Annotated in this window: 10 protein-coding genes; 7 read left to right on the forward strand and 3 right to left on the reverse strand. The window is 62.8% G+C overall.

Annotation, left to right across the window (positions count from 1 at the left end):
- The first annotated feature begins 108 nt into the window (after positions 1-108).
- From PSH57_RS25675 to PSH57_RS25695, 5 genes are all read left to right on the forward strand, one after another.
- Positions 109-4,422, forward strand: a complete 4,314-nt coding sequence (locus PSH57_RS25675; protein WP_305386132.1) for an Lhr family helicase — start codon at positions 109-111, stop codon at positions 4,420-4,422.
- Positions 4,423-4,629: 207 nt separating this feature from the next.
- Entirely contained in the window at positions 4,630-5,556 is a 927-nt protein-coding gene (locus PSH57_RS25680; protein ID WP_305386133.1) for a DUF72 domain-containing protein, read from the forward strand.
- Positions 5,553-6,365: an endonuclease/exonuclease/phosphatase family protein gene (locus PSH57_RS25685; protein WP_305386135.1), complete on the forward strand. Its 813-nt coding sequence runs from the start codon at positions 5,553-5,555 to the stop codon at positions 6,363-6,365. Before PSH57_RS25680 ends, PSH57_RS25685 begins: the two co-directional genes overlap by 4 nt.
- On the forward strand, positions 6,362-7,660 hold the full coding sequence (gene clsB, locus PSH57_RS25690; RefSeq protein WP_305386137.1) for a cardiolipin synthase ClsB: 1,299 nt from the start codon (positions 6,362-6,364) through the stop codon (positions 7,658-7,660). Before PSH57_RS25685 ends, clsB begins: the two co-directional genes overlap by 4 nt.
- Complete coding sequence (locus PSH57_RS25695) at positions 7,647-8,648, forward strand: lysylphosphatidylglycerol synthase domain-containing protein (RefSeq protein ID WP_305386138.1); 1,002 nt, start codon at positions 7,647-7,649, stop codon at positions 8,646-8,648. The genes clsB and PSH57_RS25695 overlap by 14 nt, the downstream gene beginning before the upstream one ends.
- 152 nt (positions 8,649-8,800) lie before the next feature.
- Here PSH57_RS25695 and PSH57_RS25700 read toward each other — a convergent pair whose 3' ends face one another.
- The 3 genes from PSH57_RS25700 to PSH57_RS25710 form a co-directional block, all read right to left on the reverse strand.
- Positions 8,801-9,559 carry an alpha/beta hydrolase family protein gene (locus PSH57_RS25700; protein WP_305386140.1) on the reverse strand — a complete coding sequence of 253 codons (759 nt, stop codon included), beginning with the start codon at positions 9,557-9,559 and terminating at the stop codon, positions 8,801-8,803.
- A complete protein-coding gene (locus PSH57_RS25705; RefSeq protein WP_305386142.1) occupies positions 9,549-10,658 on the reverse strand; it encodes a DUF3182 family protein in 1,110 nt (369 codons plus the stop codon). The genes PSH57_RS25700 and PSH57_RS25705 overlap by 11 nt, the downstream gene beginning before the upstream one ends.
- 213 nt (positions 10,659-10,871) lie before the next feature.
- Entirely contained in the window at positions 10,872-11,864 is a 993-nt protein-coding gene (locus tag PSH57_RS25710; RefSeq protein ID WP_305416211.1) for a GlxA family transcriptional regulator, read from the reverse strand.
- A gap of 144 nt (positions 11,865-12,008) precedes the next feature.
- On the opposite strand from PSH57_RS25710, the gene PSH57_RS25715 reads away from it, so the two are divergent.
- Positions 12,009-12,518 carry a sigma-70 family RNA polymerase sigma factor gene (locus tag PSH57_RS25715; RefSeq protein ID WP_305386144.1) on the forward strand — a complete coding sequence of 170 codons (510 nt, stop codon included), beginning with the start codon at positions 12,009-12,011 and terminating at the stop codon, positions 12,516-12,518.
- Entirely contained in the window at positions 12,515-13,480 is a 966-nt protein-coding gene (locus PSH57_RS25720; RefSeq protein ID WP_305386145.1) for a FecR domain-containing protein, read from the forward strand. The genes PSH57_RS25715 and PSH57_RS25720 overlap by 4 nt, the downstream gene beginning before the upstream one ends.
- The last annotated feature ends 62 nt before the right edge of the window (positions 13,481-13,542 follow it).

Here is a 13,542-nt window from a genome sequence, read left to right on the forward strand (position 1 = left end):
GGGAGCGGCGGTGCGGCGATCCGACTTGCTCGCGAAGGGGCCTCATCTGGCGATAGAGATCCCGGACGGTACTTGCATCTTCCCCATCCCACCCGCATAACTGCCCACATGAATCTGCCCCTCCCAGCCGACCACGCCATGGCAGGCTTTCATCCCGCCGTTCGCGCCTGGTTCAGCCAGACATTCCCGGCGGTCACGGCCGCCCAGGCCCGGGCGTGGCCGTTGATCGGGCAGCACCGTTCGACCCTGGTGGCCGCACCCACGGGATCGGGCAAGACCCTGACGGCGTTTCTTGCCGTTCTGGATGACCTGGTACACCGGGGCCTGGAACAGGGCGGCCTGCCGGACCAGACCCTGGTGGTTTACGTCTCGCCGCTCAAGGCACTGAGCAACGATATCCAGATCAACCTGCAAAACCCACTGGCCGGCATCACCGAACAGTTGCGACAAATGGGCTTGCCGCCCTTGCACATCACCACCGCCGTGCGCACCGGCGACACGCCACAAAAAGACCGTACGGCGATGCGCAAGACCGCGCCGCATATTCTGGTGACCACCCCCGAATCGCTTTACGTGCTACTGGGCTCCGATTCCGGCCGGCAGATGCTCGCCAGCACCCGCACCGTGATTGTCGACGAAATCCACGCCATCGCCGCCAGCAAACGCGGCAGTCACCTGGCCTTGAGCCTGGAGCGTCTGCAAGCGCTTTGCGCCGAACCGCTGATGCGCATCGGACTGTCCGCCACGCAAAAACCCATCGAAGCGGTGTCGCGCTTTCTCGTTGGCCAGGGGCTCAGCTGTGAAATCGTCGACATCGGCCACGCCCGCCCGCGGGACCTGGACATAGAAGTGCCACCGGTGCCGCTCTCGGCGGTGATGGCCAATGATGTGTGGGAGCTGGTCTACAACCGCCTCGCCGACCTGGCCCGGGAACACCGCACCACGCTGGTGTTCGTCAACACCCGGCGGCTGGCCGAGCGCCTGAGCCGTCATTTGAGCGAACGCCTGGGCAAGCACGCCGTGGCCGCCCACCACGGCAGCCTCGCCAAGGAGTTTCGCCTCGACGCCGAACAACGGCTCAAGCGCGGCGAGTTGCAGGTGTTGATCGCCACCGCGTCCCTGGAACTGGGCATCGATATCGGCGATGTCGACCTGGTGTGTCAGATCGCCTCGCCGCGGTCGATCTCGGCGTTTTTGCAACGGGTCGGCCGCTCGGGCCATCAGGTTGGCGGCACGCCCAAGGGCCGCCTGTTCGCCACCACCCGCGACGACTTGATCGAATGCGCCGCCCTGCTCGACTGCGTACGCCGTGGCGAGCTGGACATTCTGCACATCCCCAAGGCGCCGCTGGATGTACTGGCCCAGCAGATCGTCGCCGAGGTCAGTTGCCAGGAATGGCAGGAGCAGGCGCTGCTGGAAACCTTTCGCCGTGCCGCGCCCTATGCCGAGCTGGACGACGGCCACTATCAGGCGCTGCTGCAAATGCTCGCCGAGGGCCTCAATGGTCGTCAGGGCGTGCGCAGTGCGTACCTGCATCGCGACGCCGTCACCCGCACCCTGCGCGGGCGCCGGGGCAGCAAGCTGACCGCCGTGACCAGCGGCGGCACCATCCCGGACAACGCCGACTACAGCGTGCTGCTCGAACCCCAGGGGTTGAACATCGGCAGCGTCAACGAAGACTTCGCCGTGGAGAGCATTGCCGGTGACGTGTTCCAGCTGGGCAATACCTCCTACCGCATCATTCGCGTCGAGACCGGTCGGGTCCGAGTCGAGGACGCCCAGGGCCAGCCGCCGACCATTCCGTTCTGGCTTGGCGAAGCCCCCGGGCGCAGCGCCGAGCTGTCCCTGGCGGTCGCTCGTCTGCAGGCCCAACTGGACCAACTGCTCGGTGCCACACCGGGCAACTTGCAACCGGCCCTCGACTGGCTGACCGGCACCTTGCAACTGAACCTGGCCAGTGCCGAACAATTGGTGGATTACCTGGCCCCGGCACGCCTGGCCTTCGGCGCCCTGCCGTCCCAGGACACACTGGTGATGGAGCGTTTTTTCGACGAGTCCGGCGGCACGCAACTGATCATCCATTCCCCATTCGGCAGCCGCATCAACCGCGCCTGGGGCCTGGCCCTGCGCAAGCGGTTCTGCCGCACCTTCAATTTCGAATTGCAGGCCGCCGCCAGCGAAGACGCCATCGTGCTGTCGCTGTCCACCAGCCACAGCTTCGAGCTGGACGAGGTCTGGCGCTATCTCAACAGCCATAGTGCCGAACAGATATTGATCCAGGCCGTGCTGGATGCGCCGCTGTTCGGCGTGCGCTGGCGCTGGAATGCCAGTGTCGCCCTGGCCTTGCCACGCTATTCGGGCGGGCGCAAAGTCGCCCCACAGATCCAGCGTATGAAAAGCGAAGACCTGATCGCCAGCGTATTCCCGGACCAGATCGCCTGCCTGGAGAACCTCGCCGGCGAACGGGAAATCCCCAATCACCCACTGGTGGAACAGACCCTCGACGACTGCCTGCACGAAGCCATGGACAGCGAAGGCTGGCTGACGCTATTGCGGCGCATGGAAGCCGGCGAGATTCGTCTGATCAGCCGCGACTTACCGGCGCCCTCGCCGCTGGCGGCGGAAATCCTCAGCGCGCGGCCCTACACCTTTCTCGACGACGCCCCGCTGGAAGAACGCCGCACCCAAGCGGTGATCAACCGGCGCTGGAGCGACCCACAGTCCACCGATGACCTCGGCGCCCTCGACGCCGAAGCCATCCACGCGGTCCGGGACGAAGCCTGGCCGGCCCCCACCAACCTCGATGAAATGCACGAAGCACTGATGAGCCTGGCCTGCATCGCCGACAGCGAGGCAAGTACCCAAGGGCCGTGGCTGGACTGGCTGCAGGCCCTGGCCGAGCGCGGCCGCGCCAGTCATGTGCAGATCAGCGCCGAACGAGGTCTGTGGGTGGCACTGGAACGGCTGACCTGCCTGCAAGCCATTTATCCACAGGCTCAATGGCGACCGCCGCTGACGCCGCTGGCGGGTTTTGATGAACCTTGGGACCGCGACGAAGCCGTGGTGGAGGTACTGCGCGCACGGCTCAGCGCCTTCGGTCCGCTGCCGTTGAAGGCCATCGCCTATCCGCTGGGGCTATCGACCCCGACAATCACCCAGGCCCTGGCGCAACTGGAACAGCAAGGCTATGTGCTGCGTGGCCGATTCACCCCCGGCAGCGGGCAGGAAGAATGGTGCGAGCGGCATTTGCTGGCGCGTATCCACCGCTACACGGTCAAGCGCCTGCGCCGGGAAATCGAACCGGTGATGTTGCAGGATTTCATGCGGTTCCTGTTCGACTGGCAGCATCTGTCGCCGTCCACTCAGGGCCGGGGTAGCGCGGTGCTGCCGTCAATCATCAGTCAGTTCGAAGGCTACCCGGCCGCGGCTTCGGCGTGGGACAGCGACCTGTTGCCGGCGCGAATCAAAGACTATTCCCCGAGCTGGCTCGATGAGCTGTGCCGCAGTGGCAAGCTGGTGTGGACTCGCCTGAGTGCTCGCCAGACGTTCTCTTCCAGCGCCTTGCGCAGCACGCCGGTGGTGTTGCTGCCGCGCAATCAGGTCGCCCTTTGGCGCAGCCTGACCGAACAGCCCCCACCCAGCGAACTGTCGCCCAAGACGCAAAAAGTCCATAAGGCCCTCAGCGAACACGGCGCGCTGTTTTTTGATGAGTTGTTGCACGAGGCGCACTTGCTGCGCAGCGAACTGGAAATCGCGCTACAGGAACTGGTAGGCGCCGGGCTGGTGAATGCCGACAGCTTCGCCGGGTTGCGCGCGTTGATCACCCCTGCCAGTAAACGCCAGGCGCGCAGCAGTCGGCGCGGGCGCGGGGCATTCGTTGGCGGCATGGACGATGCCGGGCGCTGGGCCTTGTTACGCCGCAGCGCCCCAATGCCCGAGGAAGGAAACCGGCCAGCGCCCCTATCGCCCGACACCCTGGAGCACATTGCGATGACCTTGCTGCGCCGTTATGGCGTGGTGTTCTGGCGCCTGCTGGAGCGGGAGGCGGATTGGTTGCCGAGCTGGCGCGAGTTACTGCGCACTTTTCATCGCCTGGAGGCGCGGGGAGAGATTCGCGGCGGACGTTTTGTCAGCGGCCTGGCGGGCGAGCAATTCGCCCTGCCCGAAGCCATTCCATTGCTACGGGAAGTGCGCCGCCGCCCCAGCGATGGCGCCCTGGTCGCGGTGTGCGGCGTCGACCCGCTGAACCTGGCCGGCACCTTGTTGCCGGGAGCGAAAGTGCCGGCACTGGCGAGCAATCGGCTGGTGTATCGCGATGGCCTGCCGGCGGCGGCGCAGATCGCTGGCAAACAGCATGTGTGGCTGGAGCTGGATGCGCAGGGCATGGCTGAGGTGAGGAACAAGCTGATCCAGAGAAGTTGAGGGTGTCTGGACGGACCTCATCGTGAGCAGGCTCGCTCCCACATGTGATCTGCGACGGGGTCAATTCAGCAACTACTGAAACACAGTGAACAAGACTGCAAGACTTCACCTGCCCTCACCGCCGGTAACTCCATCGAAACTTTCTACCCCGCGCAACAGTCATCACAAGACACAGGCGGTACGAGGTCATTGGCACGGGAGGGACACATGACGGCGATCCACATTGGCATTTCCGGTTGGCGTTATACGCCTTGGCGGGGGGATTTCTACCCCAAGGGGCTGACCCAGAAACGGGAATTGCAATTCGCCTCGCGAGCGGTCAACAGCATCGAAATCAATGGATCGTTCTACGCCCTGCAACGCCCCGAACGGTATGCCCAGTGGTATGCCGAGACACCGCCCGGCTTCGTCTTCAGCGTCAAGGCACCGCGTTTCATCACCCACATCAAGCGTCTTCGGGACATTCACAAGCCGTTGGCCAATTTCTTCGCCTCCGGCGTGCTGGAACTCAAGGAAAAACTCGGGGCGATCCTCTGGCAATTTCCGCCGAGTTTCAAATTCGACCCTGAGCTGTTCGAAGATTTCCTCAAGCAACTGCCCCATAACACCGAAGATGCCGCCGCCCTGGCCCGGGAGCACGAGCCACGCCTGAACGGTCACGCCAGCACCCAGACCGACAAGAAGCGGGCGCTGCGCCACGCGGTGGAGATCCGGCATGAAAGCTTCATCGATCCCCACTTCATCACCCTGCTCAAACGCTACGACGTGGCGCTGGTGATCGCCGACACCGCTGGGAAATGGCCGTATCGCGAAGACGTCACCAGCGACTTTGTGTACTTGCGCCTGCACGGTGCCGAGCAGCTGTACGCCAGCGGCTACACCGACGCGGCCTTGAAACGCTGGGGTGAGCGGATCGAGGCCTGGAGCCACGGCACACAACCGCGCGATGCCCATTTGATCGACCCGAAAAAGAAACCCCGCGCCCGCAAGAGCCGGGAGGTGTTCTGCTATTTCGACAACGACATCAAAGTCCGTGCGCCCTATGACGCGCGTCACCTGCTGGAGCACTTCGACCTGGACAAGGACCTCGCCACCGCCCCCGGCGAGCGCCCGGCCGAGGGGGTATTGCCATGAGCATCCCGGAATCCACCGAAACGACTCGCGACCCGACCCACAATCAGTTGCAAGACATCGATCGGGTCAGCCACTTCACCGTCCTGACGGTCAACACCCATAAAGGTTTCACCGCCCTGAACCGGCGCTTCATCCTGCCGGAACTGCGTGAGGCGGTGCGCAGTGTGTCCGCCGACGTGGTGTTCTTGCAGGAAGTCCACGGCACCCACGAGCATCATCCGCAGCGCTACACCAATTGGCCGAGCATGCCGCAATACGAGTTCCTCGCCGACAGCCTCTGGCCGCAGTTCGCCTACGGGCGCAACGCGGTGTACCCGGCAGGCGACCACGGCAACGCGCTGCTGTCCAAATTCCAGATCATTCGCCACGACAACCTGGACGTGTCCATCAGCGGCCATGAAAGCCGCGGCATGCTCCACAGCGTGCTGCGCCTGCCGGGCGGCGATGAGCGGGAAATCCACGCCATTTGCGTCCACCTGGGGTTGCGCGAAGGTCATCGAGTCGAGCAATTGAAACTGCTTTGCCAGCGCTTGAGCGAACTGCCGCCCGAGGCGCCGGTCATCGTCGCTGGGGACTTCAATGACTGGCGCGGCAAAGCCAGCGAGCTGCTCGAGCCCAGCGGTCTGCGTGAGGTGTTCGCCGAACAATGGGGCAAACCGGCCCGCAGCTTTCCGGCGCGCCTGCCAGTCCTGCGTCTGGACCGCATCTACGTACGCAACCTCAAGGCCCGTCATCCCAAGGTATTGAACGTACGTCCCTGGTCGCACCTTTCCGACCATGCACCGCTTTCGGTGGAGATCGAATTATGAGCGCGACGATGAACAAGGCGACGGTGGAACAGGTGCAGGTTCCGCCGACCGAGCGCAATCCGGCGCTGGTGGACATCGAGTACGGTTGGCACGGCAATAATCGGGTCACGCTTTTGGAAAACGGCGAGGAGTATTTCCCCAGGGTCTTCGAGGCCATACGCCGGGCCGAAAAGGAAATTCTCCTTGAGACCTTCATTCTGTTCGAGGACAAAGTCGGTATCGAGCTACGGGACCTGTTGGTGGACGCGGCCAGGCGCGGCGTGCGTATCACCGTTAATCTGGACGGTTTTGGCTGCGGTGAGCTGACGCCGGAGTTTCTGGCCACGTTGAGCGATGCCGGGGTGCGTTTGCAGATATTCGATCCGGCGCCTCGGCACCTGGGGATCCGCACCAATTGGTTCCGCCGCCTGCATCGCAAGATCGTGGTGGTGGACGGTGTGATCGCGTTTATCGGCGGGATCAATTTTTCCGCGGACCATCTGGGCGACTTCGGCCCCGAGGCCAAGCAGGATTACTCCGTGGAGGTCAAAGGCCCGGCGGTGGTGGATATCCATCACTTCGCGCTGTTGCAGAGCGGTCGACCCAGACGGGCCAAATTTTGGTGGCAACGCCGCCGAAGCCGCCGCAACGAATTGGCCTTCAACGATCATGATGGTCAGGTGCGGCTGGTCTATCGCGACAACCATGAGCATCAGACCGACATCGAAGAGGTGTACCTGCAAGTATTGCGCAGCGCCCAGCGGCGCGTGGTCATTGCCAATGCCTATTTCTTCCCCGGTTTCCGCCTGCTGCGCGAGATCCGCAATGCGGCGCGGCGCGGCGTGGAAGTACGACTGATCCTGCAAGGCCAGCCGGACATGATGATCGCCAAGCTCGCGGCGCGGATGCTTTACAACTATCTGCTCAAGGCCGGCGTGGTGATCTACGAGTATTGCGAACGGCCGCTGCACGGCAAAGTCGCGCTGGTGGATGAGGATTGGAGCACGGTGGGCTCAAGCAACCTCGACCCCCTGAGCCTGTCCCTGAATCTGGAAGCCAATGTGCTGATCCGCGACCGAGCCTTCAACCGTGAATTGTTCGAGCGCCTCGATCATCTGAGCCGCAACCATTGCACCGCCATGCCGGCCAACCCTGCTCCTCGGGGCCTGCTGTGGCGCATGACCATTGGTTTCATGGTGTTCCACTTTCTGCGCCACTTTCCGGCCTGGGCCGGCTGGCTGCCAGCCCATAAACCGCGTCTGAAACCTTTTTCGCCGCCCACGGCGGTTCGGAGCGAACCCCATGAACCACTCTGACGCGCACCCGGCGCCCAGTGATGCCCAAGCGGCCGAACACAGCACACCCAAATCACGCTGGAGCCGCTGGAAACGCCCGCTGACCCTGGCCTTCTTCCTGCTGCTGATCGTGTTGTTCACGGCCCTGGCCCGGCGCATCGACTGGGCCGAAGTGTTCGCGACCCTGGCGGACTTCAAACTGCGCACATTGCTCATCGCCGCGGCGCTGACCGTTACCAGTTTCATCACTTACGCCTGCTTCGACCTGATCGGCCGCACCTACATACGGCAGAAACTGGGGTGGCGGCAAATATTGCCGGTAGGTGTGATCAGTTATGCCTTCAATCTGAACCTCAGTGCCTGGGTCGGCGGCATCGCCATGCGCTACCGGCTGTATTCGCGGCTGGGGGTGAGCAACGGGAACATCGCCAAGATTCTCGGTCTCAGCCTGGCCACCAATTGGTTCGGCTACATGACCCTGGCTGGGGTGGTGTTCAGCAGCGGCCTGGTCACGATGCCGCCGGGCTGGAAACTGAGCAGCACTGCGCTGCAAGGCGTGGGCGTGCTGCTGCTGTGTATCAGTGCCGGTTATCTGGTGGCCTGCCGGTTCTCCAAGCGTCGGGCCTGGACGATCCGCGGTATGGAAATCAACCTGCCGTCGCTGCGCATGGCGGGGCTGCAACTGGCGCTGGGTGCGTTGAACTGGTCGCTGATGGCGGCGGTGATCTTTACCCTGCTGCCGGGCAAGCTGGATTATCCGGTGGTGCTGGGGGTGTTGATGATCAGCAGCATTGCCGGAGTCATCACGCACATTCCGGCGGGATTGGGGGTGTTGGAGGCGGTGTTTATCGCGCTGCTGCAGCACGAGGTTTCTCGCGGCAGCCTGCTGGCGGGGCTGATTGCCTATCGGGCGATCTATTTCATCTTGCCGTTGTTGATCACGGTGCTGATGTACCTGGTGATCGAGGCGAAGGCCAGGGCGTTGCGGGTCAAACCGGGGCCTAAGTGACAGGTTCGGAGCTATAGGTTGGCTGAGCGGGCCCCATCGCGAGCAGGCTCGCTCCCACAGTAGATTTGTGGTGGACATCAACTCTGCGTTCACCATAGATCAATTGTAGGAGCGAGCCTGCTCGCGATGGGGCCCGTATGAACACAGCGCAATCAACGCGACTGGATAATGCTCAATCGCTCGCCCACCACCATCTCGGTGATCCAGTCCACCAGAATCGAGGTGTAGGCCTGCTGGGACACCGGGTCGCTCAAGGCATGGTCGGCGCCGTCGATGATCCGGTGCGTCAGCGAATGGGTCTGCTGGCACGCCGCTCGGTAGCTCATGATCGTCGCGTGGGGCACATGCTCGTCGGTCTCCGACTCCACCAGCAATACATCACCCGTGAACTGCGAACATGCGTGCAAGGCGCGGTTGGTGTCGGCGTGCACCGGGGTACTGCGGTAATCCAGCAGGTCCGTCTTGTCCAGGTCACGCTTGGGCGTGTGCCATTGCTCGTCGCGGTACAGCGCCGGCACCCGCAGTGCCAGCCAGCGCACCGGCCGCAGCAACGTCAGGATCGCGGCCAGGTAACCGCCGTAGCTGGTGCCCACCACGGCGATCGCCGAGGTATCCAAGGCTGGATGGGCGAGCAGCCGATCATAGGCGGTGAGCAAATCCCGCAGGTTATCTTCCCGGGTTACCCGGGATAACGGAATGCCCGCTCCGCCGGTATGCCCGCGCAAGTCAAAGGTCAGGCAGACGCAGCCCAGGCCGGCGATGCCTTTGGCCCGTTCCAGGTCACGCTCCTGGCTACCGCCCCAACCGTGGACGAACAACACCCCCGGAACCTTCGACTTGGGACTCAGGAAGGTCCCGTTCATGAGTTCGTCGTCGATCTCGATCTGAATGGTTTCGCTTCTAGCCGTCATAGGAATGAACCGTTACGTATTTAAGAAGAAAGTCTCCATTGTGCGCCGGGCCGCGATACACCTCCCTGGCTCCGGGAGGCAGCGGCTGGTCCGTGTAGGTCTCCACCGAGGACACACGGACCGCGCTGGAGGAAGGGTCCTCAATGAACGCCTGTAACGCTGCAAGCTCAGCACTGCTGGCCCCACCCATGCGCCATGACTGCTCCAGCACTCCACCACGAGGCTGACCACCGACGTCGATGCCCTGGGCGATGTCGTAATTGCGTCGCGAGGCAAAAAACCTTGGAAATGCCTGATTGGCGGCATCGTCAAACACCTGCGCCAACCGCACCGCCTCACGCACATCGTCGGGCAGCTCAAGTTTGAGCAATTCAATATAGCCGCCCTGCACCGCCAACAGGTCCGAGCCGCCGTAAACCTCCAGCCCTTCACTGTCCCGCGTCAGATGTTGCACACCGCAGTAACTCAATATTTTGCCGTTGATGAAGCTCTGGCCGACGCTCTGGGTCTTGACCTGTTCGAGATTCTGCTCAAGCACCACACCGTCGCGAAACAGCGCTTGGGCCTCGGGGCCGGCGGCGACTTCATCGAACTGCGCCAGACTCTTGATCACCCGCTGATCGCGTCCGGCACAGGCATGGATAGGCTTGAAGCGGATCGCTCCGGTGTACAGCAGATGCTCGGCAGCCTGGCGCGCATCCTGGAGCGCAAACACAGTCACGCCATCGAGCACCGCACCCCGGGTCAACTTGGCGAACAGCGGTGACCAGCCCACGGGCGCGACCGCGTGCCTGTTCAGCAGACCGTGGGTGATTGCCTTGGTGCAGATAAAATCATGCTCGACATAACCGCCCCATAGATCCTCTGGCCCTTTGACGCCCAAGCGCAGCGCTGCCTCGGCACCTATTACGGTTTGCGTGGGTAGCACGTACAGATCATGCCCACCATGGTGCTGTTCGTCATAACTGCCGCCGTATTCAAGCCCCAGAATCTGCGCCAGCCAACGGGCCAACGCCCGATTGGTTTCAACTTCATGAAGCGGTGCGTGGGGGTTGGTCGAATGGTCCACTACCAGTTTGTTGCGATTGACCGTCGTCATGCGGTGCCCTTTTAACTGCGCTCGATGGCTTTAGGTAAAGGGGTGCAGAGATCAGGCCAACGGTGTTGCGAGCCAGGACGAACAACGAAACGGGTGTTTCAGGGAGAATTGATAGCACCGGGCCTGTTTCATTCTGCACGACACCCTGAGGACATCCGGCAAATTGCACGACAACTGCGCCGGTCTCAGCCCCTGTGGCGAGGGGATTGATGACTACTTTGGAGCATTCATCGGGCTTACCCCAAACCTCGCCCGATAATCACTGGGCGCCAACCCGGTGATCTTCTTGAACGTCGTGCGAAAAGCCCCCGGGTCCTGATAACCCACCGTCCAGGCAATGTGGTCGATGGTGCCATTGGTGAATTCCAGCATTTCCCGGGCCTTGCCGACGCGCAGGTGCTGGCAGTATTCGGTGGGTTTGAGCCCGGTGGCGGCGCGAAACCTGCGCAGGAAGGTGCGTTCCTCCAGCCCGGCCCGTTCGGCCATGGCGCCGAGGGAAACGTCCACCGCGCCGCTGCCTTGCAGCCAGTGCTGGACCTTGAGAATGGCCGAGTCACCGTGTCCGAGGATGGGCGCAAAGTTGCTGCCGCATTGGCTAGCGCTGTCGCTGTGTTCGATCACCAGAAACTGCGCCGTGCGCGTGGCGATGCTGGGACCGAGCAGTCGGTCCACCAGTCGTAACCCCAATTCCGACCAGGCCATCAGCCCGGCCGTGGTAATCAGGTCCCCATCGTCGACGATGGGTTTGTCGGCGTTGAGCTTGATCTTCGGATAACGTGCAGCAAAGGTCTTGGCCGAGGTCCAGTGGGTCGTGGCGCTGCGCCCATCGAGCAGGCCGCTTTCGGCCAACAGAATCGAACCGACACACACACCACCCAGCACCGTCCCGTCGGCATGCCGCGCTCGCAACCAACTCACCAGCGCCTGCGACACCAGCCCCTCACTGAAACCGGCGATGGACGGTGGAATCAGCAGGGCGACCAGTCTGCCCTGGGGACCCGCGAAACTGTCGAACACCCGGGTCGGTACTTCACCCTCCTGCGCTCGCCAATGACTGACCCGCAGTCGCGGCAGCTGCGCGCTGGCTTGCTCGTCGGCAATCCGCTGCGCCACGGCGAACAGATCGGTCAAGCCATGCACCGCCGCCATCTGCGCGCCGGGGTAGATGAGCACCCCGAGCTCGGCGACTGCCCGTTCCTGCGTCATTAATCCATTCCTCCTCTTTTGTCGTTGCGCCCCATCCAGACAGGCACCCTCCTGATCGCAGGGTGCCATCGGGCCGGCTTTTAAAGCCCCAAAAAAAGTGTAATGATAATACCTATCATTAACACCCACTCCAACGAGCCCGTCATGTCAGCAGCTTCCAGTGGCAATGCTCAACTGCATCAACTCTACCGCGATCACCACGGGTGGCTGCACGCCTGGTTGCGTCGAAAGCTGGGCAACCATGACCACGCGGCGGACATCGCGCAAGATACATTTCTGCGTCTGCTGGTTTCCGGGCGTATCCCCGGGGTAGTGGAAGGGCGCAGTTACCTGACCCAGATCGCCCGTAACCTTGTGATTGATCAGTGGCGTCGGCAGCGAATCGAACGGGCCTATCTGGAAAGTATCGCCCATTTGCCCGAGCCCCAGACGCCTTGCCTGGAGACGCGAGCAATCATCCTGGAAACGCTTCAGAAGATCGACGCGATGCTCGACCGGATGCCCAGCAACGTGCGAACCGCCTTCCTGCTGTCGCAATTCGAGGGCCTTGGCTATGCGCAAATTGCCGAACGTCTGCAAGTCACGGTCAGCTCAGTACAAAAATACATGACCCGCGCCATCCTGGCCTGCTACCAGACGGTCTATGAAGAATGAAACACCGCGCCGAACCACCGGTTTCACCAGCCGTCGTCGAACAGGCCAGCGAGTGGCTGATGCTGCATTGGGGCGGTGAAATGAATGACGCTCAACAGCGAGCGTTTATCCTGTGGCAGCGCGCCGATGCCGAACACGTCAGGGCCTGGCAGCGCTTGCAAGACTTGCAGCGGACCTTGGGCAGCGTTCCTCGCGACTGTGCCCAGGCCGTGCTCAAGGATGCACCGCAGCGGTCGCGGCGCGACATGCTCAAGCTGCTTTCCCTGATGCTGGTCACGGGAGCAACCGGCTATTCGCTGCACAGCCAGAAACCCTGGCGCGCAGGATTGGCCGACCAGCACACGGCAGTGGGCGAAATCCGTCGGCTGACCCTGGAAGACGGCACGCGCCTGGACCTGGATACCGACAGCGCCGTGGACGTACTTTTTTCTGCCAGCCACCGGCGCATTCGTCTGGTCAAGGGGGCTATCCTGCTGGAGTCCGGGCATAAACCCGAGTACCTCCAGCGGCCATTGATCGTGCAGACCGCGGCTGGCGATATCCAAGCGTTGGGCACACGCTTCTGCGTGGCCGAGGCACAGCAAGGCATCCGGGTCGACCTTTACACAGGAATGCTGGAAGTACGGCCTACCGCGGCGGCGGCCCAAAGACTGGTGGAGGGCCAGAGCCTCTGGTTCGATCAGGACCGACTCGGCGTCATCACCGCCACCGATCCAAACGCCAGCGCCTGGAGCGAGGGCCACCTGATCGCCGAACGCCAGCTGCTGGGTCAGTTTCTATCGCAACTGAGCCGCTATCGGCCCGGCATGCTCCGCTGCGATCCGGCCGCCGCACCGTTGCTGATCACCGGTGTATTCCCTCTGACCGACACCGACGCCATCCTGGCTGCGCTGGCTCGCTCGCTGCCGGTGCGCGTCCACCAAACAACGCGGTATTGGGTCACGGTAAAGCGTCTCGCCTGATTTTTCCGTCGGGTGTTGTCGGTTTTTCCTGTTGATACGGGATAGCTCTGAAACCCTTCAAT

The sequence above is a fragment of the Pseudomonas hefeiensis genome (genome assembly GCF_030687835.1).
In the GTDB taxonomy this organism is placed as follows: domain Bacteria; phylum Pseudomonadota; class Gammaproteobacteria; order Pseudomonadales; family Pseudomonadaceae; genus Aquipseudomonas; species Aquipseudomonas hefeiensis.

Bases quoted from the DNA above. Each gene is read 5' to 3' on its own strand.
- PSH57_RS25675 (WP_305386132.1), top strand. From the start codon at position 109: ATGAATCTGCCCCTCCCAGCCGACCACGCCATGGCAGGCTTTCATCCC.
- PSH57_RS25680 (WP_305386133.1), top strand. From the start codon at position 4,630: ATGACGGCGATCCACATTGGCATTTCCGGTTGGCGTTATACGCCTTGG.
- PSH57_RS25685 (WP_305386135.1), top strand. From the start codon at position 5,553: ATGAGCATCCCGGAATCCACCGAAACGACTCGCGACCCGACCCACAAT.
- clsB (WP_305386137.1), top strand. From the start codon at position 6,362: ATGAGCGCGACGATGAACAAGGCGACGGTGGAACAGGTGCAGGTTCCG.
- PSH57_RS25695 (WP_305386138.1), top strand. From the start codon at position 7,647: ATGAACCACTCTGACGCGCACCCGGCGCCCAGTGATGCCCAAGCGGCC.
- PSH57_RS25700 (WP_305386140.1), bottom strand. From the start codon at position 9,559: ATGACGGCTAGAAGCGAAACCATTCAGATCGAGATCGACGACGAACTC.
- PSH57_RS25705 (WP_305386142.1), bottom strand. From the start codon at position 10,658: ATGACGACGGTCAATCGCAACAAACTGGTAGTGGACCATTCGACCAAC.
- PSH57_RS25710 (WP_305416211.1), bottom strand. From the start codon at position 11,864: ATGACGCAGGAACGGGCAGTCGCCGAGCTCGGGGTGCTCATCTACCCC.
- PSH57_RS25715 (WP_305386144.1), top strand. From the start codon at position 12,009: ATGTCAGCAGCTTCCAGTGGCAATGCTCAACTGCATCAACTCTACCGC.
- PSH57_RS25720 (WP_305386145.1), top strand. From the start codon at position 12,515: ATGAAACACCGCGCCGAACCACCGGTTTCACCAGCCGTCGTCGAACAG.